At 41.8% G+C, this 21,418-nt stretch carries 12 protein-coding genes; 7 read left to right on the top strand and 5 right to left on the bottom strand.

Annotated features, from left to right (window positions below):
• The first annotated feature begins 1,759 nt into the window (after positions 1 to 1,759).
• From LC653_RS11370 to LC653_RS11355, 4 genes are all read left to right on the top strand, one after another.
• Positions 1,760 to 4,858: an esterase-like activity of phytase family protein gene (locus LC653_RS11370; protein ID WP_229494576.1), complete on the top strand. Its 3,099-nt coding sequence runs from the start codon at positions 1,760 to 1,762 to the stop codon at positions 4,856 to 4,858.
• Between the two features lie 365 nt (positions 4,859 to 5,223).
• Positions 5,224 to 7,887, top strand: coding sequence for an FG-GAP-like repeat-containing protein (locus LC653_RS11365; protein WP_229494575.1), 2,664 nt, complete (start codon positions 5,224 to 5,226; stop codon positions 7,885 to 7,887).
• Between the two features lie 1,521 nt (positions 7,888 to 9,408).
• Positions 9,409 to 12,411, top strand: a complete 3,003-nt coding sequence (locus LC653_RS11360) for a peptidase domain-containing ABC transporter (RefSeq protein WP_229494574.1) — start codon at positions 9,409 to 9,411, stop codon at positions 12,409 to 12,411.
• A gap of 132 nt (positions 12,412 to 12,543) precedes the next feature.
• Positions 12,544 to 14,127, top strand: coding sequence for a beta-barrel domain-containing protein (locus tag LC653_RS11355; RefSeq protein ID WP_229494573.1), 1,584 nt, complete (start codon positions 12,544 to 12,546; stop codon positions 14,125 to 14,127).
• 103 nt (positions 14,128 to 14,230) lie between these two features.
• Here the strand turns inward: LC653_RS11355 and LC653_RS11350 are convergent, their stop codons facing one another.
• The 3 genes from LC653_RS11350 to purS all read right to left on the bottom strand — a co-directional run bounded on the left by LC653_RS11350 (position 14,231) and on the right by purS (position 16,428).
• Positions 14,231 to 15,058: an RRXRR domain-containing protein gene (locus LC653_RS11350; protein WP_229494572.1), complete on the bottom strand. Its 828-nt coding sequence runs from the start codon at positions 15,056 to 15,058 to the stop codon at positions 14,231 to 14,233.
• Positions 15,059 to 15,325: 267 nt separating this feature from the next.
• Positions 15,326 to 16,000: a phosphoribosylformylglycinamidine synthase subunit PurQ gene (gene purQ / locus LC653_RS11345; RefSeq protein ID WP_229494571.1), complete on the bottom strand. Its 675-nt coding sequence runs from the start codon at positions 15,998 to 16,000 to the stop codon at positions 15,326 to 15,328.
• A 149-nt stretch (positions 16,001 to 16,149) separates the two neighbouring features.
• The gene (gene purS, locus LC653_RS11340; protein WP_229494570.1) at positions 16,150 to 16,428 is read right to left on the bottom strand and encodes a phosphoribosylformylglycinamidine synthase subunit PurS; all 279 of its coding nucleotides are present in this window, start codon (positions 16,426 to 16,428) and stop codon (positions 16,150 to 16,152) included.
• A 144-nt stretch (positions 16,429 to 16,572) separates the two neighbouring features.
• On the opposite strand from purS, the gene LC653_RS11335 reads away from it, so the two are divergent.
• Both LC653_RS11335 and LC653_RS11330 read left to right on the top strand, forming a co-directional pair.
• A complete protein-coding gene (locus tag LC653_RS11335; RefSeq protein WP_229494569.1) occupies positions 16,573 to 16,977 on the top strand; it encodes a Fur family transcriptional regulator in 405 nt (134 codons plus the stop codon).
• A 53-nt stretch (positions 16,978 to 17,030) separates the two neighbouring features.
• Positions 17,031 to 17,444 (top strand): type II toxin-antitoxin system VapC family toxin, encoded by a 414-nt coding sequence (locus LC653_RS11330; RefSeq protein WP_229494568.1) that lies wholly within the window; start codon positions 17,031 to 17,033, stop codon positions 17,442 to 17,444.
• A 314-nt stretch (positions 17,445 to 17,758) separates the two neighbouring features.
• On the opposite strand, the gene LC653_RS11325 is transcribed toward LC653_RS11330, so the two are convergent.
• Positions 17,759 to 18,328 carry a Uma2 family endonuclease gene (locus tag LC653_RS11325; protein ID WP_229494567.1) on the bottom strand — a complete coding sequence of 190 codons (570 nt, stop codon included), beginning with the start codon at positions 18,326 to 18,328 and terminating at the stop codon, positions 17,759 to 17,761.
• 187 nt (positions 18,329 to 18,515) lie between these two features.
• Entirely contained in the window at positions 18,516 to 18,905 is a 390-nt protein-coding gene (locus tag LC653_RS11320) for an NfeD family protein (protein ID WP_229494566.1), read from the bottom strand.
• Positions 18,906 to 19,138: 233 nt separating this feature from the next.
• Between LC653_RS11320 and LC653_RS11315 the strand changes: the two genes are divergently transcribed.
• Positions 19,139 to 21,121 carry a 4-Cys prefix domain-containing protein gene (locus LC653_RS11315; protein ID WP_229494565.1) on the top strand — a complete coding sequence of 661 codons (1,983 nt, stop codon included), beginning with the start codon at positions 19,139 to 19,141 and terminating at the stop codon, positions 21,119 to 21,121.
• The last annotated feature ends 297 nt before the right edge of the window (positions 21,122 to 21,418 follow it).

The following is a 21,418-nucleotide window of genomic DNA, read 5'->3' as shown; positions in this document are numbered from 1 at the left end:
AATATCATTCCTGAACAACGAGATACCTGACTTCTTAAAGAAGTCGGGTATCTAAACATTTCATTAGTTGCAAAGATTTACACAAATGGTATACAGCAGATTGCAACTTGGTAAGGCAATACGCTTGGGTTAAGAGAATAGTAGGTTGGGTTGAGCGTAAGCGTTACCCAACAAAGTCTCGATAATGTTGGGTTTCGTTCCTCAAACGCCACTTGCTTTAAGTCGGGAAACCGCAAGGGCGCAGTGGCTCCCCAACCTACGCCTAATTTATCTGTGAAAATTTAAACGTTTGCAACAAATACTCTTCCATGTATAAGAAAGGCTTAAGTATTTCTTGCAAATGTATAATCAGTTGCAGCAAACGCTTAATACTTTGCAACAAATACTCTTCCATGTATAAGAAAGGCTTAAGTATTTCTTGCAAATGTATAATCAGTTGCAGCAATTGCTCAATACTTTGCAACAAATACTCTTCCATGTATAAGAAACGTTTAAATCATTGCAACAATTGTTGTAATGAACTTATGAATTGATTTGCTACCGGAAATCTCAAAATAATCAAAGCTTGCGAACCTGGATTTTACCCCACCCTAACCCTCCCCTTGGAAAGGGGAGGGAACTGGATTTCTTGTTTCCCCCCAATAAACGGGGGGATTAAGGGGGGTAATTAGACTTGTGTGTACACCGTAGCCGATGCATTGGGGAGGGAACTAGATTCCTGTTTCTCCCCAATAAACGGGGGATTAAATTGAAAATATAAATATATTAACTTTCCTGACAATTCAGGTCATCTGGAAAACCTCACTTCTATTTCTCTCTTCCTTTAAGGAGAGAGACTTTGAATTTTCCCCCTTCCCGCCACGGGTTGGGGGTTAGGGGGTTAGGTTTTTGGTGGACTTTTCCACATAACGTGAAAAGTCAGATTAACTTTCTCATGTTCAAATATGTATAAATTTTCATAAATAAGTAAATCGGTAGGAATAAATAGAACTATAGGAATCATATTTGATTTCTGAAAAAATCTCGGTAGTCTTGTAATGGACTGTCTAGGCTTTAATGATTGCAAAAAAATTGTAGGTTGGGTGGAGGCTAAGCCATTGCCAACATCCTGATATATGTTGGGTTGCGCTCCGCTCCACCCAACCTACGTCTAATGCACTACGTCTAATGCACTATTTTGCGTAGACAGTCCACTACGTGCATTTCAAAAATCAAATACTAGTCCTATATATTAAGTAATGTTAAATTATTTTAATCGAGTTCGTAGTAAGGAGTTTAGTCCTTTTTTTAGGATTAAACTCCTTACTACAAACCTTTAATTATTTACGCCGTTTTACTTTTTATTTATGCAAATATATTTTAATCATTTCTTCTGTTTAATTTTATCTTATCTTAATCTTTTCATGGAAACATCTTTACTGCTAGCTAAGTTATCTCATAACTACTATCAACATTAAATTCTGAATCTCAGTCTTCCATGCTGATTATTCACTAACACAGATTAGTAGTTGACATTCCACTATCATGTCTCAAGGTTTCGATAACTCTGAGAAAATACGTTTTTCGTAAATGTATTCTCGGCGTTAATACAAAATTGGACTTAAAGGGCTTTGCCTAAACTATATTTTTGTAATTCTGAAATTTACCAGTAATTCTGATTTCTAGCCTGAGTTCATGATTTATTTTTCCACAAGTAATGAGAAAACTTCAATAGCTTGTGATGCAGTGAAATCCAAATACCTAACCAACATTCTAAACTATGGCAATTGAGTTAGTCGGCTTTGCTTCTTTACCCGCTGATACCTATGGTGATGGGCCAACTTCTGGTGAAGGAATTTCAGCTAACGGCAGAACGGGGCCTTTTCCAGGACAGCCAATACAGGGCTTTAGCGGTGTCCAGTTTGCTAACAGTAACTCTTTCTACTTTTTGTCAGATAATGGTTACGGTAGCAAAGACAATAGTGCAGATTTCCTACTGCGAATCAATCGTTTAGACCCGAATTTTAAGGGAACAGAAAATGGAGATGGCAGCGTTAAAGTTTTAGATTACATTCAACTGTCTGACCCTAACAACAAGATTCCTTTCCAAATAGTTAACGAAGGAAGTTCTGAGAGATTACTGACTGGTGCAGATTTCGATGTAGAGTCATTCGTCTTTGATAAAGACGGGACAATCTGGGTTGGAGATGAGTTTGGCCCCTATCTATTGCATTTTGATGCCACTGGTAAATTGTTAGAAGCTCCGATCGCTACACCCGACCAATTCAAAACTTTAAATGGAGAAGCACCTAAAGTAATTGGCCACAGAGGTGCAAGTGGGGATCTTCCAGAACATACCTTACAAGCATACATACGAGCAATTGCAGACGGTGCTGACTTTATTGAGCCAGACTTAGTAGTTACAAAAGATGGTGTGTTAATTGCTCGTCATGAGCCTGCTTTGGCAATTTTAAATGCTGATGGCAGCGTCAATTTAAGCAATACAACCACAGACGTTTACGATATTAGCAAATATCCACAGTTTGCCGATCGCAAGAAAACAGTCAGTCTAGATGGCAACACAATTACAGGTTGGTTCGCTGAAGACTTTACTTTAGAAGAAATCAAGACTTTAGGGGCGATACAGCGTCTACCTTTCCGTGACCAATCCTTCAATGGTCAATTTGAAATTCCCACTCTCGCCGAAATCATCAACTTGGTTAAAGAGGTAGAAGCGCAGACAGGTAAAAAGATTGGCATCTACCCAGAAACGAAGCATCCCACCTATTTTGCCGAAGAAGCCACTTATGTAGGCACGACAGAGAAAATTAACAGAAACATCAGCGATATACTGATCGATACACTCAAGGCAAATAACTTTACTGACCCCAGTCGCATCTTCATCCAGTCCTTTGAAGTATCTAACCTCAAACAACTGAATGATAGCATTATGCCTGCGGCAGGGGTGGATATTCCACTTGTCCAACTTTTAGATGCCAGTGACATTGACATCAACGGCAAGATTATTGAGAGTCAGCCTTATGATTTGAAAGTCAGTGGTGACAGTCGCACTTATGGCGACTTGCGAACTCCAGAAGGCTTAACTGAAATTGCCACTTATGCTGATGGTATTGGCCCTTGGAAGCGGATGATTGTTAGTGTCAAAGGTACTGATGCTAATGGTGATGGCAAAGCTGATGATGTGAATGGGGATGGAACAGTAAATGATGCTGATAAGACTACGTTACCTCCCACTAGCTTAATTCAAGATGCCCACAATGCAGGTTTACAGGTTGATCCTTACACCTTCCGCAATGAAGACCAGTACCTAGCAGCAGATTACAAAGGTAATCCAGAACTAGAATTTCAGCAGTTCTTTCAATTAGGGGTAGATAAACTCTTTACAGATTTCCCAAAGACAGGGGATAAAGTCCGAGATTTCTTGAGTGATCCTCAGAATAACTTAGTGCGATCGCCACAAAACCCCGATGTTCTCTCAGGAGATGCTTTTCCTAACTTAGGTGGTTCCAAAGGTTTTGAAGGCGGAGCAATCAATGCCAGCAAAACCAAACTTTATATGCTGCTAGAGGGTACGGTTCAGGGTGATCCTGCTGGTGCTTTGCGGATTAACGAATTTGATATCGCCAACCGTGAGTACACTGGTAATAAACTTTACTACAAGTTAGAAAATCCTGCTTATGCGATCGGGGATCTAGCAGTCATTAATGATAATGAGTACTTAGTTATTGAGCGAGATGGTGGTCAAGGAACTTCTGCTCAATTTAAGAAGATTTTCAAAATAGACTTGTCTAAAACAGATTCTAATGGCTATGTAGCTAAAGAAGAAGTTGGCGACTTGTTGAACATCCAAGACCCTAATGACCTCAATGGAGATGGCAAAACTACTTTTGACTTCCCATTTGTAACCATTGAAAATGTTTTAGTTGTTGACAAAAACACCATTTTGGTAGCTAATGACAACAACTATCCTTTCTCTACAGGTCGTCCTGGAGATGATCCTCAAAATCCAGTTATAGACAACAATGAAATTATTCTGTTGAAACTGGAGAATCCCCTCAACCTTGCCCCTGGTTTAGGTCAACCTCAAGCTGAAGACATTAAGTTTGGCTCTACTACCAGCGATGATATTACCACTGGGCCCAATCAAACCTTACTTACAGGTGACGGAGCAGATTTTGTTGAGGGTAATAAAGGTAACACAATCGTCACTGGGAACGGGGATGACACGGTGCTTGTAGGTAGTGACTCATCAGTGTCCACAGGTGATGGTGATGATCAGGTATTTATTGGTCAAAACGGCGCGGCTCAAAATACTAGTGCCAATGGTGGTAATGGTGATGATGCGATCGCTGTCGTTGAAAGTAGTGGTAATAATAGTCTATTTGGGGCAGCAGGTGCTGATACCCTCACAGTAATTGAAGGTTCTCGTCAATTATCCTTCGGTGGCTCCGGCAACGATACCCTTAGCAGTGGCGGTAGCAATAACCGTCTCTACGGTGGTTCTGGAGATGACAAACTCTTCTCCAATATCAATGATTCCCTGTTTGGTGGCGATGGCGATGATGTGCTATTTGCCGGTCAACAGGGCGGTAATCGCCTCAGTGGTGGTGCTGGTGCTAACCAGTTTTGGATTGCTAACGCCACTCTGCCAACTAGCAAGAACATTATTACTGATTTTACAATCGGCATTGATAAAATCGGGTTGGGCGGTATTCGCGTCAGTAATCTAACGGTATTGCAACAGGGTGCTGACACTATCGTGAAAACCGGAAATATAGAGTTGGCTTCATTGCTGGGAATTGCATCAACTAGCCTCACACTAAATGATTTCGTTTTTTCTGCTAGTGTCGTGGCTTAGTTCTTAATTTTTCAATTTCATACAGCTTATTTAGTGCAGCTTTGCAACCTCATCTCGCTTGCGGGATGGGGTTTTTTAATTTGCGGAAATAATACAATATGGTTCAGCTACTTTAGTGTTTACTACAAGCTTCAATTTACGTCTTCTTTGTGACACTTGCGTAAGCCCTGTATATGTAGATGCGATCGCTAATAAAGCCTTTGCATAAGTCCTAAACTGGACTTATAGCCGTGTATTTACTGAGGTAATTACCCTGATTTACACAATAAGCTTTATGGTGCATTCCTACCTTGCTAACAAAGAATATTACTTTTACTAGCAAAAGCAGGTGTGAGAAAGCTAAGACACTATTAATAAAAGCAATCATGAGCGTATCATTTACAAATGCCACTAACTTCCTAGCTGGGACAAATCCCAATTCGGTTACGGTGGCAGATATTGACGGTGACGGTGAAAAAGACTTGGTGGTAGCTAACTCCGGTTCCAACAATGTCTCAGTGTTGCTCAACGATGCTAATGGCGGCTTTGGCACTGCCACCAACTACCCAGCTGGGACATCTAGCAATTTTGTTGTTGTAAAAGACTTTAACGGTGATAGCCAACTAGATTTTGTAGTTACGAATTATAATTCCAGCACTGTCTCGCTCCTACTGAACAATGGCAGTGGCGGCTTCAACCCTCCCACCAGTTTCTCAGTTGGGTCACAACCCATTTCTATTGCTGTAGGAGACTTTAACGGTGACAACCAACTAGACTTGGTGGTAGCTAACTATGGTGCTACCAATGTCTCGCTACTACTGAACAATGGCAGTGGCGGCTTTAACGCTGCCACCAGTTTCACAGTTGGAACAAAACCCCGTTCGGTTGCCGTGGGAGACTTCAACAGTGACGGCAACCTGGACATTGTAGCCGCGAACTATAATTCTGCTAATGTCTCCGTGTTGCTAAACAATGGCAATGGTGGCTTTAACGCTGCCACCAATTTCACAGTCGGTTCAAATCCCGCTGCTGTAGCTGTGGAAGACTTTGACCGTGACGGCAACCTGGACTTAGTAGTAGCTAATTATAGTTCCAACGATGTCTCTGTGCTCCTGAACAATGGCAGTGGCGGCTTTAACGCTGCCACCAACTTTGCAGTCGGGACAAATCCTCGTTCCGTTGCTATGAAAGACATTGACGGTGACAGCAAACTTGACTTAGTGGTAGCTAACTCCGGTTCTGACAATGTTTCAGTGCTAGTGAACGATGGCAATGGCGGCTTTGGCACTGCCACTGATTTCACAGTCGGTTCAAGTCCTGAGTCCGTTGCTGTGGAAGACTTTAACGGTGACGGTAAACTGGACTTGGTAGTAGCTAACTTCGGTTCTAGCAATGTATCAGTACTGCTAAATACAGACTTGATGTTGAATGTTGCCAGTATAGATGAGAATGTGGCTGCGGCAACTGAAGTTGGCACTTTCACCACTGGCTTAAACATCAATGCTCAATACACCTATAGTTTAATAGCGGGTACTGGCGATACTGATAACGCCCTATTCACTATTATCGATAATAGTCTACAAATAAATAATTCCCCTAACTTTGAAAGCCAATCAATTTACAACATTCGGGTATCTAGTACCGACCTTGCTGGATTCATCTTTGAGAAGGAGTTAGTTATCAATGTCAACGGCCTCAACGAAAATCCCACAGACTTGATATTTAGCGCTATCAGCGATGACGATGATGGTGGTGATGGTGATGATGGTGGTGATGGAGATGATGATGATAAAAAAATCCTCGGCGTCTTCAGCTGCACTGACCCAGACCAAGACGATAAGCACACTTATAGTTTGGTGGCGGGCACTGGCGACACTGATAATGCTGCATTCATCATTGAGGGGAATAGCTTAAAAATTAAATCTGACGTGACTAAATCTAGTTATAAAGTTCGCGTCCGCACTACTGACACTGGTGGACTCTCTTTTGATAAAGAGTTGGATGTTAATATTGATGGCTTTGGGTCTACTACAAATAACCAAATAACAACAATTTTCCAGCTAGTCAATATTACTCAGAATATTTTTATCGTCAACAGTAAAGTTAAGGATCGTAAAGGAAAGCTCTCTATTAAGATTAAAAACAACACCGCTAAAGAGGTGAATGAACTGTGTGTATTTGCTGTTGACGATGAAGAAGGTAAGATTAACGGCATAGCCCCTGGTGCAGAGGGTTATACACAAGTGGCTTTAGAGCGTTCAAAGGTGATTTTCTCCTCCCTTGCTAAACTGCCCAAGGGTTTTAAGAACGCCGACCTGAAAAATATCTTAGAATTCGAGTCTGGTACGAAACTCAGATTCTATCTGGTATCTAACAGTACTACTCAGGCTGTACTATCTGGAAAAACTTCTTTCTCAAGTGTCGTTTTTTCCTCAGCTACAAATAACAGCACAGAAGAGGAAGGGTTTTCTCTCAACTTCCAGAATTTTGTTGTGACAGTTCAGGCAACAGAACAAGAGGTATCTTTAGGTACTGGTCTGCAAGGCAAAAAGCAAGGCGAACTGATTGATTTACGGAGTGTGACACAATCGGCAAAAGCTGAGTTTGTAGTCAACAGAGAAGCATCTTACAACAACTTTGTCGGCTTCTATCAGGTGGCTGATGAGAATGGTGGTATTGACACCAATGGCGATGGTAAAGCAGATATCCTCGTTGGCCAGGCTGGTTACGCCGAAGCCGCTGTGCGTGGGCGTGTTGGAGGCATTGACTTGGCGGTAGACAACCAAGGTACTGCAAATTACACTGGCACTTTCGGGGCGAATTCTTTGTTTGCACCATTTATTATTGTAGATGGTAAACCCGATGCTATTCTCAATGGCAATGCCAATAAGAAGGTTTACTTCTCATTCTTGGGTGCTAACTCAGATAAGGTAGATCACATTCGACTGTTGGGAAATAACACCTTTGGTTTTGAGGATTTACCAAATGGTGGTGATAAAGATTACAACGATGTGATTGTGCAGATAAAATTGAGTGTCAATGCTGCCTAATATCAAACGCAAGTAATTACTTATAGGACTTACGCACGAGTAACGGAAAACGAACCACGGAGAAGCCAGTGCGCCCTTGCGGTTAAGAGACTTGAAGCAACTGGCGCGGCGCAGAGAAGCCAGTGCGCCCTTGCGGTTAAGAGACTTGAAGCAACTGGCGCGTCACGGAGGAATGAGAGTTTGAGAGGGTTTTTGCGTAAGTCCTAACTTAGCAAAATCAAACAACCTCATCTTGGTTGCGGGGTGGGGTTATTTTATGCGTAGCGATTAGATGGACTTGATATTAATGGTTCTTCGGTACGTATTATGCTGGAATTTTCATTAAAGTCCGTAGCTTGCCTTGAAAATCAAGCCTTACAGGTAGCTATAAGACCTCTTGCATAAATCAAAAATAAAGAACCCCACCCCGCATTTGCTCACGCAAACGCTCCCCTCCTGCTTGCGGGGAGGGGTTAGAGGTGGGGTGTGTTAGGGACTTTTGCAAGAGGTCTATAGCGTAAATTTCAAAAATCTTGCCTCAAACGCTAAGAATAACGGCTGTTATTATTGTCCAGCAAGGGTTTTAAGCTGATTGACCGAAGAAGCAGGGGGGAAGGGGGCAGTTCTTGCTGGGGGAGCAAGCCCTTCCCCCCTGCTGTGAAGCTTGATCGGAACATGGGTATCAAGCCCCGTCATAAAGGACGCTTGATAGTAGTGCGGAGTACAAGCTCCGTCCCAGTCTCTCCCCAGCTAAGAGCTCCCTGCTCCCCTGCCTCCGGCAATGACATACGTGTTTAGCATAATAAGTAATGAAGAGCCATATTAATGAAACTAGTAAATTTACTGAAGGCAGTTATTGTCTTTCCTTCATAAATTTAATAGTTGATTCCTCTACGGTGACAAAAAATCATCACCTTTATTTTTCCAGTTAATTTTTATTAAATGTAAGCTAGCAAAAAAGTGATGGGTAATTCTTTACAAATCGGGTATAGCGCTGTTTACCGAGGAAAGCTTACCGTTTTTGCCATCAGTGATACTGCCAATCCCTATACTCAAGAATTTGTAAAAAAAAATTCAGAAATTTAAAGTTTTTTTATTACATAATTCTTAACTAGGGTATTTACTTAAAAAAGCATCTGTGATAATTTCATGTTGATTATCATATATTTAAAATGGGCGACACTAAATTTAACAACTGCGTTTCTGTGTCTTAGTTTAATGATGAGTATCCATTTTACATAATTGCAATATTACTGAGTTCAACCTTGTATAAATTATGTAATATTAACCAAGTGATAACTTATCCTCAATGTATTTACACTATACTTTAACTTTATTTTGAAAAACGCATAACAATTGTAAGCGTGTGATATAAATACAGTCCTGCAATTAGACAAACCTCCCCTGCGTACTTTTACATATTTAGACCCCGGAATTCCACATAAGTCTTGCCACTACTAGCATAAAAGCAAACAGTGTCACTGTTAGAAAGAAATACTCCCTAATATTTTCGGCTTAATTCCTCACTTTTACTTGTTTGATATGACTTATATTAAGAACAGTTTCGTCGAATTTGTCACCACCATAGAAGGGTTTGATCACTTACCAGATGGAGCGATCGCTAATCTATCAGAACAGCTGCAAGCTTGGCGCTATCGGATAGGTCAGAAAATCATCGGAAAAGAAAGTCTCCCAGAACACATCACGATCATTTATGAGGGACAAGTGCGCCTGTTGGGATATGATCCCCAGACGCAACTGCCAATTACCCTAAAATTGCTGCAACCGGGGGAAATTATCGGCGAAATTGGTTTGTTGCGCGATGTGGCCTGTGAAACAGCGATCGCCTCCACCGAAGTAGTATGTTTAACCTTGAATGCATCGGCATATTTTAGCTTTCTGGGTTTATACCCAGCTTTTGCCAATGTTCGCAAGAACCGCAGCTATTTGGTGGAAGTTTTCGATATTCTCAGCTCGTATTGGAAACAGCAACCAATCGCTACTTTAAATTTTAAAGAAGTGGCAGAAAACGCCCTACCACAGGCGAGAATACATTACCTCCCTCCAGGGGCAACTCCATTCAACCAACTCGATAGCGAAAGGGTCTGGTTTTTGAGTGGCGGAGGTAGAGTCACGAATTTCTCACCTGGCGATCGCCTAGAATCGGACAATGACAGAGACAATATCCAAGTCATAAATCAGAACCCCGCACGGTTGGTTGGTATACATCCGTCAGATTTGATATTGGAAGATAGTCATGAGATAGTCCTTGCGGTAAGTAACACCAAATCAGATAGCATAGAGGAATTAGATATTCCCTACGCATCAGACGAAATAGTTCCCCAGGCAGCCCCCCAAGCCTCAAAGAGTTCGTCAAAACAAAAATACCCGTTTTTTAGTGGTGATGGAGAATTAAATACAGCCTTCGCCTGTTTCCAAATGATCGCGAAGCACCTAGAAATACCGTTTCGTCGAGAAGTGGTTCGCCGCATCTTAACTGAGCAAGTCAAACGTCAGGGTGTCATATCGTTTCAAGTTACTGCTTACTTGGCAGAGTCAATCGGACTGAAAGCGCAGTTGATAGAGCTACCAATCGCTTCAGTGACGCGTATTCCCACACCGGCGCTGATTCGTTATGGTGATAATTTTGCGGTTTTATATGAAGTGGATGCAAATACCGTGGTTGTGGGTGTCCCATCCAAAGGAATTGTGCGCTGCAAACCCGCTCAATTGGTTGAACAATTAGATGTTGATCCAACCGACTTTCCGCCCAAAGTTAAGGTATTACTGCTGACTGCTACCAATCAAACGCCGCAAGAGCGTTTTAGCTTACGGTGGTTTATACCCTATTTGTCACGCCACCGTCGAGTCCTGATAGAGGTCTTTATCGCTTCCTTTTTCGTGCAGTTGGCAGCGTTGGCGAATCCTCTGGTGGTTCAGTTAATTATCGACAAAGTTATCACTCAAAATAGTATTGGCACACTACATATTTTGGGGATTTTACTATTAGTAGTCGGACTATTTGAAGCAGTACTAACTACTTTACGAACCTACTTATTTGTCGATACCACTAACCGGATCGATATGGGTTTAGGGTCGCAAATTATTGACCACTTATTACGTTTACCACTGCGCTACTTTGAACGCCGACCGGTGGGTGAACTTTCCACTCGCATCAACGAATTAGAAAATATCCGTCAATTCTTGACTGGTACTGCTTTAACAGTAGGGTTAGATGCTCTGTTTTCGCTGGTCTATATCGGTGTGATGCTAATTTACAGTTGGCAACTCACCTTAGTAGGCTTAAGCACAATTCCAGTATTTGTGATTATCACCTTAGTTGCTTCTCCCACCATTAGTAGACAGTTACGTGCCAAAGCCGAACGCAACGCCGAAACTCAATCTTATTTAGTGGAGGTGATGTCAGGAATTCAAACCGTAAAAGCGCAAAATATCGAATTGCGATCGCGCTTTTCTTGGCAAGAGCGTTATGCTCGGTTTGTCGCTGCTGGTTTTAAAACAGTTGTGACTTCCACCCTCGCTAACTCCACCAGCAGCTTTCTCAACAAACTCAGCAGCTTACTCGTTTTGTGGGTAGGAGCTTATCTAGTACTCCAAGGAGAATTAACTTTAGGCGAATTAATTGCCTTTAGAATTATATCGGGTTACGTCACCAGCCCAATATTGCGTTTAGCTCAACTCTGGCAAAGTTTCCAAGAAACAGCCTTGTCTCTAGAGCGTTTAAGCGATATTGTCGATACGCCACAAGAAGGAGAAACAGACCGCTACAATATACCCTTACCCACGATTAAGGGAGCAGTGAAATACGAAAATGTTTCCTTCCGTTTTGGCACAAGTGGCCCTCTGCAACTTTCTAATGTCAACCTCGAATTTGAGCCAGGGAAATTTGTCGGCATTGTCGGACAAAGTGGATCTGGTAAAAGTACGATGATGAAGTTACTGCTGAGACTTTACGAAACTGAGTCTGGCAGAATTTTGATTGATGGTTATGATATTGCCAAAGTGGAACTCTATTCGCTGCGACGACAAATTGGTGTAGTTCCCCAAGAAACGTTGTTGTTTGACGGTAGCGTTCAAGAAAATATTGCCCTAACCAATCCCGATGCCACAACCGAAGAAATTATCGAAGCGGCTAAGGTTGCGTGCGCCCACGAATTTATCATGAACTTACCCAACGGTTACAACACGCGGGTGGGAGAACGGGGTTCTGCACTTTCAGGTGGACAACGACAAAGAATTGCGATCGCCCGCTCTGTTTTACAACGACCAAAATTACTAGTTTTAGATGAAGCAACCAGCGCATTAGATTATCCCACAGAGCGGCAAATATGTCTCAATTTAGCCAAAGCATTCAAGGGTGATACAGTATTTTTTATTACCCATAGATTGAATACTGTAAGTAATGCAGACATGATCGTTGTGATGGATAATAGCAGGGTTATAGAACAAGGTAGCCATCAAGAATTAATGGCTGCTAAAGGTCATTATTTTTACCTGTATCAGCAACAAGATGTGAACTTGTAATTAGTCATTGCTGGGGGCATGGCAACGAAGAGGCAGGAGGAAATAACCCCATCAAGAACTGCTCTACAAAAAATCCAAAATCCAAAATCGTTCGACTGAACGCTCACGACAAATCCAAAATCCAAAATCGTTATGACTCAACTTAATAGGAATCACCTTAACGGCAATCAGAAAAACGGCAATCACAAAAATGGAGTCAAGCAAGATTCACCAGTACTTACAAAACAACAGAAAGCTGCTCAACAGTCTTTAATCAACTCAAGTACTCAGGAATTTGAGCAATCTATTGTCTTGCGCCAATCTCCAATTTGGTCGCGTACAATCATGGTGACCCTAATGGCGTTAGCCTGCTTTGGGATTGCTTGGGCTTATTTTGCCAAAATTGAGCAAGTAGTGCCAGCCACAGGGCAATTAAAGCCACAAGGAACAGTCAAAGATGTTCAGGCTCCTGTTAGTGGAGTCGTGAAAACAGTTAATGTTAAAGATGGGCAAGCAGTAAAGCCAGGAGATTTATTGCTGACTTTTGATTCCATTGCTTCTGTGGCTGAATTAGATTCTTTGAAAAAAATTCGCATTGCATTAAATAGAGAAAACCAGATTTATCGCCGATTGATGACGGCAACTAACGCCACTGGTTCTGAACTGTCATATTTACGCGGTAATTTGCCACAAGAAACTGCTTTTCTGCTGAAAAATCGGGCAACGTTAGTAGGAGAAAATGAATTATTACGGACTCAATTAAAAAATTCTGGTGTAGGTTCTGCACTAGGAATTGATGAGCAACAACTTCTACAAGTTGCCAAAAAGGAATTAGATTCTCGATCTTCAGCAGCGCGATTAGAAGTAGAAAAAATCAAAAAACAACTAGCTCAAAATAAATATAAGCTGGAAGATAGTAAAGCAAGTTTAGCTATTCAACAGGGGATTTTAGCGAAACTGAAGATATTATCAGAAGAAGGTGGTATTTCTCAGCTTCAGTATCTCAACCAGCAACAAGAAGTACAAAACCGCACGGCAGAAGTAGCGCAATTAGGTGAGGAAGAAAAACGCCTCCAGTTTGACATAGAAAGAGGGCAACAAGAGTTAAGCAATACGGTGGCTGTTTCTGATAAAAACATTTTGGATAAGATAGCTAATAACAAACAGCGCATTGCCGAAATCGATAGCCAATTCATGAAAGTTATTTTAGATAATGAGCAGCGTTTGGCAGATGTCAATAGTAAAATATCTCAAGCACAGTTAAATGTTAAATATCAAGAACTCCGTGCGCCTGTAGCCGGAACAGTTTTCGATTTGCAAGCAAAAAACCCTGGATTTGTAGCGACTCCGACTACAAAACTGCTGCAAATAGTCCCAAATGAAAACTATATAGCTGAAGTTTTCATCACTAATAAAGATATTGGTTTTGTACGAAAAGGTATGAGGGTAGATATCAGAATTGACTCTTTTCCTTACAGCGAATTTGGCGATATCAAAGGGGAACTGGCTGGGATAGGATCAGACGCATTACCGCCAGACCAAACACATCAGTTTTATAGATTTCCGGCAAAGCTCAATTTAGATAAACAATCTTTAGTGATTAGGGGTAAAAACGTCCCCTTGCAATCAGGTATGTCAATTAGTGCCAATATAAAAGTACGCGAAGAACGGACTGTGCTTAGTTTATTTACTGAGTTGTTTACCAAGCAAATTGATACTCTTAAAGAGGTACGTTAATATCATCATCGCTGTTTGCAGCTAAGACTTGATGTGATGGAGCGATCGCTGTTTGTAGAAGAATTTTAGTATATGTTTCAGACAGCGATCGGTACTCCTCTAATCACTGATTCACTCTTTCATTTGTGGAAAACGCATACATATACCCGTCGTTACGATGAATTGACTTACAGTACTTATGGCGAACTGGGCTAACCTTGCCATGCGCTGTCCTCATTTCAAAAACGCCACTCTCTCGAACGGTTAACCTACCAATATGAGTACCTGCAAACTTCCCTTTTGGGAGGATTGCCCGTACCATTTCGCCAGTCTGGAAACCAAAGAAAGCCTTGCAGCGTGTTCTATGCTTTGTAGGGAATCCGTATTTATTGGGTGTAGACATTTGACGGTTTCCCCACCCCTTCGCAGCGATTAACAAAGGTTGTGAGGTGAGAATATGCAAGTTTTCTACTATTCCTACACAAGCTGCATCTAACCAATGAGCTTTAGGCAGGCTGAGGCGAACACGATTATATTTAGTCCTACCGCCCGTCCCTGTTTCTACTGGCAATGCTAACCATCCATCAGGGCGAGTACGATTTAAAAATCTAGGTTGGCGGTAACGGGTGTTGCGGTTGCGTCTATTACGCCTGATGGCGCGGCGTGACTCTAAATCATTTTTGATTTGTTGCCCACGGTGGGTTAACTCAGCACCCCAGATTGCTTTATTACCTTGTACTAGTACCAACCCGGTTGTTTTAGAGCCAGGGTCAATCTTAAGTTGAATTGGTTCTATTTTTGGGTCACTAACAACGTGTTTCAAGATAATTGCGAACGGGTAACGTCGCCAAACTGCGGCTTTACCGGATTTCAGTAATCGCCTTGCTTGTCCTGGCAAGATAGGGTCAAGTGGCTGCTTGTTAGTATCAATTACGAAAACGAAATTAGACATAAGTCCTCTGATTTCTCAGGTAATGTTTTCCCCGTCAATGTTGTTAAGGCTTGTTATGTTCAGTTCACTTCTTTAGCTAAATACAGATGTTTAAAACTGAAGGATAGAGCTAAAAGCTGGAAAGCACTTTTAGGTATCGTGACCTTATCAACGTAGTCCGCGAGGGACTTAGACTGGCTACCTCTACAATGGTTTGTATTATTTGTCCACTAATGTCCACTGTTTAGCGGATAGCAAAACACCCAACCTAGTCGCCCGATATTTGCTCTAGGTTAATGCGGCTACCTTCTCTAACAATCCTTGAAACAGCCTCAAGCCATCGCTATTCCCCAGCATCGCGTCAGACGCTCTTTCTGGGTGCGGCATCATCCCCAACACATTGCCCTGGCGATCGCAAATTCCGGCAATGTTGTTCAGTGAACCGTTGGGGTTTTCACCTTCATAGCGAAACACAACTTGCCCGTTATCTTCAATTTCTGCAAGAGTGGCTGCGTCAGCGTAGAATTGCCCCTCTCCGTGGGCAATGGGCAAAGTGATAACTTCACCAGTCGTATAAGCTTGTGTCCAAGGGAGATTACTACGCTCAACTTTCAAAGGGACGCGATCGCAAATAAAATGTAAATCCCGATTTCTAGTTAACACCCCTGGCAAAAGTCCAGCTTCAGTTAATACCTGAAAACCGTTGCAAATACCGATTACAAACTTACCCTTTTGGGCGTGTTCCACAACCTGCTGCATCACGGGTGAAAAACGCGCGATCGCACCGCAGCGTAAATAGTCCCCGTAACTAAAGCCACCAGGGATGATAACGACATCCAAATCAGTAATGTCCGTTTCTTGATGCCAAACCATGCGAGTCGGTTGTAAGAGCAAGTCTCTGGTTACATAAGCAACATCGCGATCGCAATTAGAACCGGGAAAAACAATAATACCGAATTTCATGATTAATCAAAGGGAGTGGGGAGTGGGGAGTGGGGAGTGGGGGCAGTTCTTGCTGGGGGCAGTTCTTGCTGGGGGAGAATAAAAAATTAGCTCTTTCCCCTCTGCTCCCAGTAAGAACTGCCCCTCCGCCTCTTTCCAATCCCCAATCCCTAAAATACCCCAGTCTGTGTTTCGACCTCAATCAAATCAAAGCGATAATTTTCAATCACGGGATTTGCTAGCATTTGGTCACAAATGCTAGCGAGGTCTTGACGCGCTTTCTTCTCATCAGACGAAGTGATGGTGAGTTCAATGTACTTACCAATCCGCACCTGGTCAACGTTCTCGTATCCCATTTGCTTAAGACCGGATTGTACAGCCACGCCAGCAGGGTCTAAGACTGAAGGACGAAGCGTCACGAAAATTTTGGCTAGATACTTGGTTTGCACGGGCTTTTGCTGAATGCTGCGATCGCTATACTATAACTTTCTGTTCCAACTGAGTGAAAATAAGATTACGAAGCAGTTAAAGTTAATTGATCAATTAGCCCATCTAACAGCTTCAACTACAGTGGCATATTAAAATAATTGTCTATGAGAGCCATACGCACCCGCAGTCAAGAGCGTATTTTCAATCTACTGAAAACCATCAAAAAAGGCATTTCCGCCCAGGATATTTATGTAGAACTACGTAACATCAATCAGAGCATGGGTTTAGCGACAGTTTATCGTTCCCTAGAAGCCTTAAAACTCGAAGGCATGGTACAAGTGCGAAATTTGGCTAATGGTGAAGCCCTCTATAGCCTAGCGCAGCAAGACAAACACCATCTTACTTGCTTGCAATGCGGTGTATCAATTGCGATTAATCAATGCCCCGTTCATGACCTAGAAGACCAGTTAGAATCCAGCCATAAGTTTAAAGTTTTTTACCACACCCTAGAGTTTTTTGGGTTGTGCAGCGAATGCCAAGTAAATCAAGCTACTGGGATTAGTCAATAATCATACCATGTCGTAGACATCGCGCTAACTTAGCGTCAGGTATCGCTTAATCATTGATTTATTTAGATACAAGCGTTATCGCTCCTTTGTATTGGACAGAAACTTTAAGCGATGCAGTTGAACAATTACTTCTCAATGAAACTCAAGTTGCTTTGAGTCAATTGGTTGAGGTTGAACTCGTTTCTGCGTTATCGCGTCGAGTCAGAATGCGAGAAATATCTCAGCAGGATGCAACAGCTATTGTAGCTAGGTTCCAAGCAGATTTGGATAGTGGATTTTATACTCAAATTGCGGTGGAAACAGTTCACTATAATTTAGCGCGTGAGTGGATTAGTCGGTTTGATACACCATTACGTACACTGGATGCTCTACATTTGACCAAGCCCCTTCGGGGCGGGAACAGGGAACAGGGAACAGGGAACAGAAAAGAAATTAGCCCCTTGATATCAAGGGTAGAGAGCAAGTAAATTTATTTATGAAAAAAAATAAAAATATTTTTTTTCGAGCGGAGAGTGCAGCAAGAAAAAATGCGTCCTTGTACAAATCCCCTAATTTTAATTATGGGGATTTCCCTGTTCCAAGAGTGCCTGTTCCCTGTTCCCTTTTAAAATCGCATTTCAAAATAATATCCGATTAGTAACGGCTGATGAAGCTTTAGCAACAAGTGCTGAGGTTTTAGCAGTTGAGGTTTTGTTACTGCGGTAAATCAATTTTCTTTTACAAATCTTCATTTACCATAATGATTCAGAAGTGCATTAGCGTCAGCTTACTGTTGCTTTATTCAAACAAAACTCAACCAACTAAATACATCTGCAACTGTTAATTGCCAATTTTCAATAACACTCAAAATGGGTAAAATATCTTGATTTTCTTTTAATTCTGGTAATTTATTGGGTTCAAAAATCATGATTGACTCATCAGCAGAATCTAGTAACCAACCTAGCTTTGCTCCATTTTGAATAGAAAATGTAATTTTGCTGATAACTCGGTTGGGTGATTGTTCCGGTGAGAGAATTTCGATTATCCAATCTGGGGGAATCTCAAATTTATTTGTAATTCTTCCATTAGGAAGCAATGGAATTCTTTGCCATTCAAAAACTGCAATATCTGGTACTATTGAACGACCTTGAAATGTACAGCGTAATTCAGGAAAAGCATAAGCTAATTTTTGTAGTTTTGTAACTTGATTTATGGCAGAAGCTAATTCAATTTGTAACGTACTGTGTTCTCCTTGTGGCATAGGTTTTTGGTATATTTGACCGTTAAAATACTCATTTGCTGGCTTCGTCTCTGGTAGTTTTAAGAACTCTTCGACACTTAATGCTGTAGTTGCCTGAATAGATAATGTCATAATTTACAACTTATCAAAGCTTGATTATTTTATCACTGGAAGAATGCGACGATTAGTGCGTAGGCGTAGCCCGCACTTCTCTACGAGACGCTGCGCGTAGCAAGATCCACAAAGTGGTACGACAAGCTCAGTGACCATCGTAGACATCGCATTCTTTTCACTAGCCATTGTAATTTTATCAAATAGGTCAGATGAAATATGAGGCGATGTCTACCATCATGTATCGCACAAATTTGTCATCGTCACATCGTGCTTGCCAAGAATTTCCTTCATACCGCACCCGCCCTGTTTTACCAGGCAGAATTTCTGTTAAGGTTTCAGCTATGACTGCATCCTGAATTTTCGATTTGCGTCGTCGCGGTTGCAAAAACCGACGAGAAAGCACGATTAAAAATGTGGAAAATAATAACCAAACTAAAACTTGCAACCATACACTTTCCAAACCCACTCCAGACAGCAACGCCACCACAAAAGCGCTAATTCCCATCATGAAGGCGACAAACGCCGATGGTAAGAACAGTTCCATCAAACACAGGACTGCTCCTGCCAGAAGCCAGATTAAGGTAAAACTTGGCATAGCGCCATCCTAAACTGTACATTGACGTAAATGCATTTCTACGATTAGATACAGCCAGACGTAAGTTATTTACAAAAAACCAAACTTGGTATTTTTACCAATAATTTTGATTAATTTCAGTAACAAGATGTAGCTAGCGGTACACAAATTCAGTCTATTCTAGCCTTCAAATCTTTGCCAGCTAAACTTAATCGAAGTTCATTAGTTGATTTGTTTGTTAAATTTATACCTTTATGATTTCTACTCAACTGATAATTTATTGTATAAATCCACGCTGTAATAGCCCCATTAATCCTATTGGAGATAGTGTTTGTGCCACTTGTCAAACTCCTTTAGTTCACCGCTATCTTTGGGCTACTGGCTCATTGTCTGCCAAAATATCACCAGGTACGAGGGTAGCACAGAGGTATGAGGTAATTAGTCCCCAGATTTGGCTAGATACTCAACCGGGACTGTCGCCAGATGTACCTGAAGAATTATCAACGCAAGTAATTTCTTACCTACGATTATATCAAGAGCGATTACATCTCCCCCAGGCTTATGGGTTTGCTAGTAACTTTGAGGAAGATACAACTGATATCCTCTTATTAGAAAATGTGCCGATAGATGAGAGAGGAAATATCTATCCAACTATTGTTGAGGCATGGGAGCAAGCAACGGCGGTACGACAAGTTTATTGGCTGTGGCAAATTCTCCAACTTTGGACACCTTTATCAGAATTGGGACTTAGCCGCAGTTTACTAGTAGTAGACAATTTGAGAGTTCAAGGTTGGTGTGTGCGACTGTTGGAACTCTACCAAACACCAGCAGATGAGAAACTGAGTTTACGAAATCTGGGGGAGTGTTGGCAGTTTTGGGTAGCGTCTGCAAAGGCATCAGTAGCCAAAGGGTTACAAAAAATAGTCCAGCTGATGTGTGATGAGGTTGAGTTAGAGACTATTAATATTCAACTCAATAATTTACTACTAGCATCTGCTGCAGAATTGCCATTAGTTTTGAAGGTGGCAGGCTCTACAGATATTGGCCCAATTATGGCGCAAAATGAAGACGCTTGCTATCCCAATGCTTTGAGTGACTTAGATGAACCTTTATTGCAGCACTTGTCGATTGTTTGCGATGGCATTGGCGGACACGAAGGCGGCGAGGTTGCCAGTAAGTTGGCAGTGGAGTCTGTAAAGTTGCAAATTCGCGCTTTACTCAAGGAGGTTACTGAACAAACTGTACTTGTACCACCAGAGTTGTTGCAAGAACAATTAGAAGCAAGCTTACGGGTGGTAAATAATCTGATTTGTGCCCGCAATAATCAGCAAAAACGCCAAGGCAGAGAACGCATGGCTACAACCATCGTCATGGCGGTGCAAGTTCCACAACGAGTGCAGACGAGTACTGGGTGGCAATCAAATAATACCCATGAACTTTACTTGGCTAATGTTGGCGATAGCCGTGCCTATTGGATTACTCGCAATTATTGTCAGCTTCTGACAGTAGATGATGATGTGGCAACGCGAGAAGTACGCTATGCTAAAAGCTTATATCGAAAGGCACTTTTGAGAGCAGATGCTAGTGCCTTAACTCAAGCATTAGGCACAAGAGATTCAGAATCTTTGCGTCTTAAGGTTCAGCGATTAATTATAGAAGAAGATGGCATATTGCTACTTTGTTCTGATGGTTTAAGTGACAATAACTGGGTGGAACAATCTTGGCAAGATTATGCAATACCCGTGTTAACAGGTGAACTGACAGTTGAAGATGCTGTTGGCAACTGGATTGACTTAGCAAACGAAAAAAATGGGCGTGATAATACGTCAGTTGTTCTCACTTATTGCCGTGTCTCCCCAGAATACTTAGTACCTGTGACTCCGGCGTTGCCAGAAGAGATTATAGAAGCAAAAATACAAGAAGAAGAGGAACAACCAGAACAAGAGGAAGAAGAGGAATTAATTTCCTTTACAGAAAGTTCGCAAACTTTGCTAGATTTGGATCTAGATTTGGATCTTACAGAAGAACCAGTTATGAGCTTTGAACTCCCACCAACTTTAATTACAAAACCTAATCGGGGTAAACGTTTGGTAATGCTGGGGGGAGTGTTGGCGTTACTTGTGGGGGGTACAAGTCTGGGATTATTTGCTTGGTTGCAAGTTAATCCTCAAGGATTCCAGCAGATGTGTCGGCAACTTCCGCAAAAAGTGCAGCAACTGTGTCCGGCTAGGAAATAGGGAATAAGAACTGGGAACTAGGTTACAGTAACAACTATCGTAGGTTTATTACCTATTGTTAGTCACAAAAATCAGGATGGTCAACTACCTACACTGACACCTTCGGGTACAGTGTAGGCTTGCAAAATTCCTAGCTTGCTAGGCTCACGGTATGCAACGTAAGAGTTGGTTAGGGCATCGAGATTTAGTAGGGTTAAACGTACAAATATTTCCCTAGTTTGTACCTCTTTACGGTCTAGTCGTGAATAGAAGATACGCTTACTAAATTGCCCGAAGGGACTGGATTTATTCCTAAAT

It is taken from the genome of Nostoc mirabile CHAB5784 (assembly GCF_020829645.1).
Taxonomy (GTDB): domain Bacteria; phylum Cyanobacteriota; class Cyanobacteriia; order Cyanobacteriales; family Nostocaceae; genus Nostoc; species Nostoc mirabile.
Note: the sequence above shows the minus strand (reverse complement) of the source record. Positions and strands in the feature narration are given on the sequence as shown.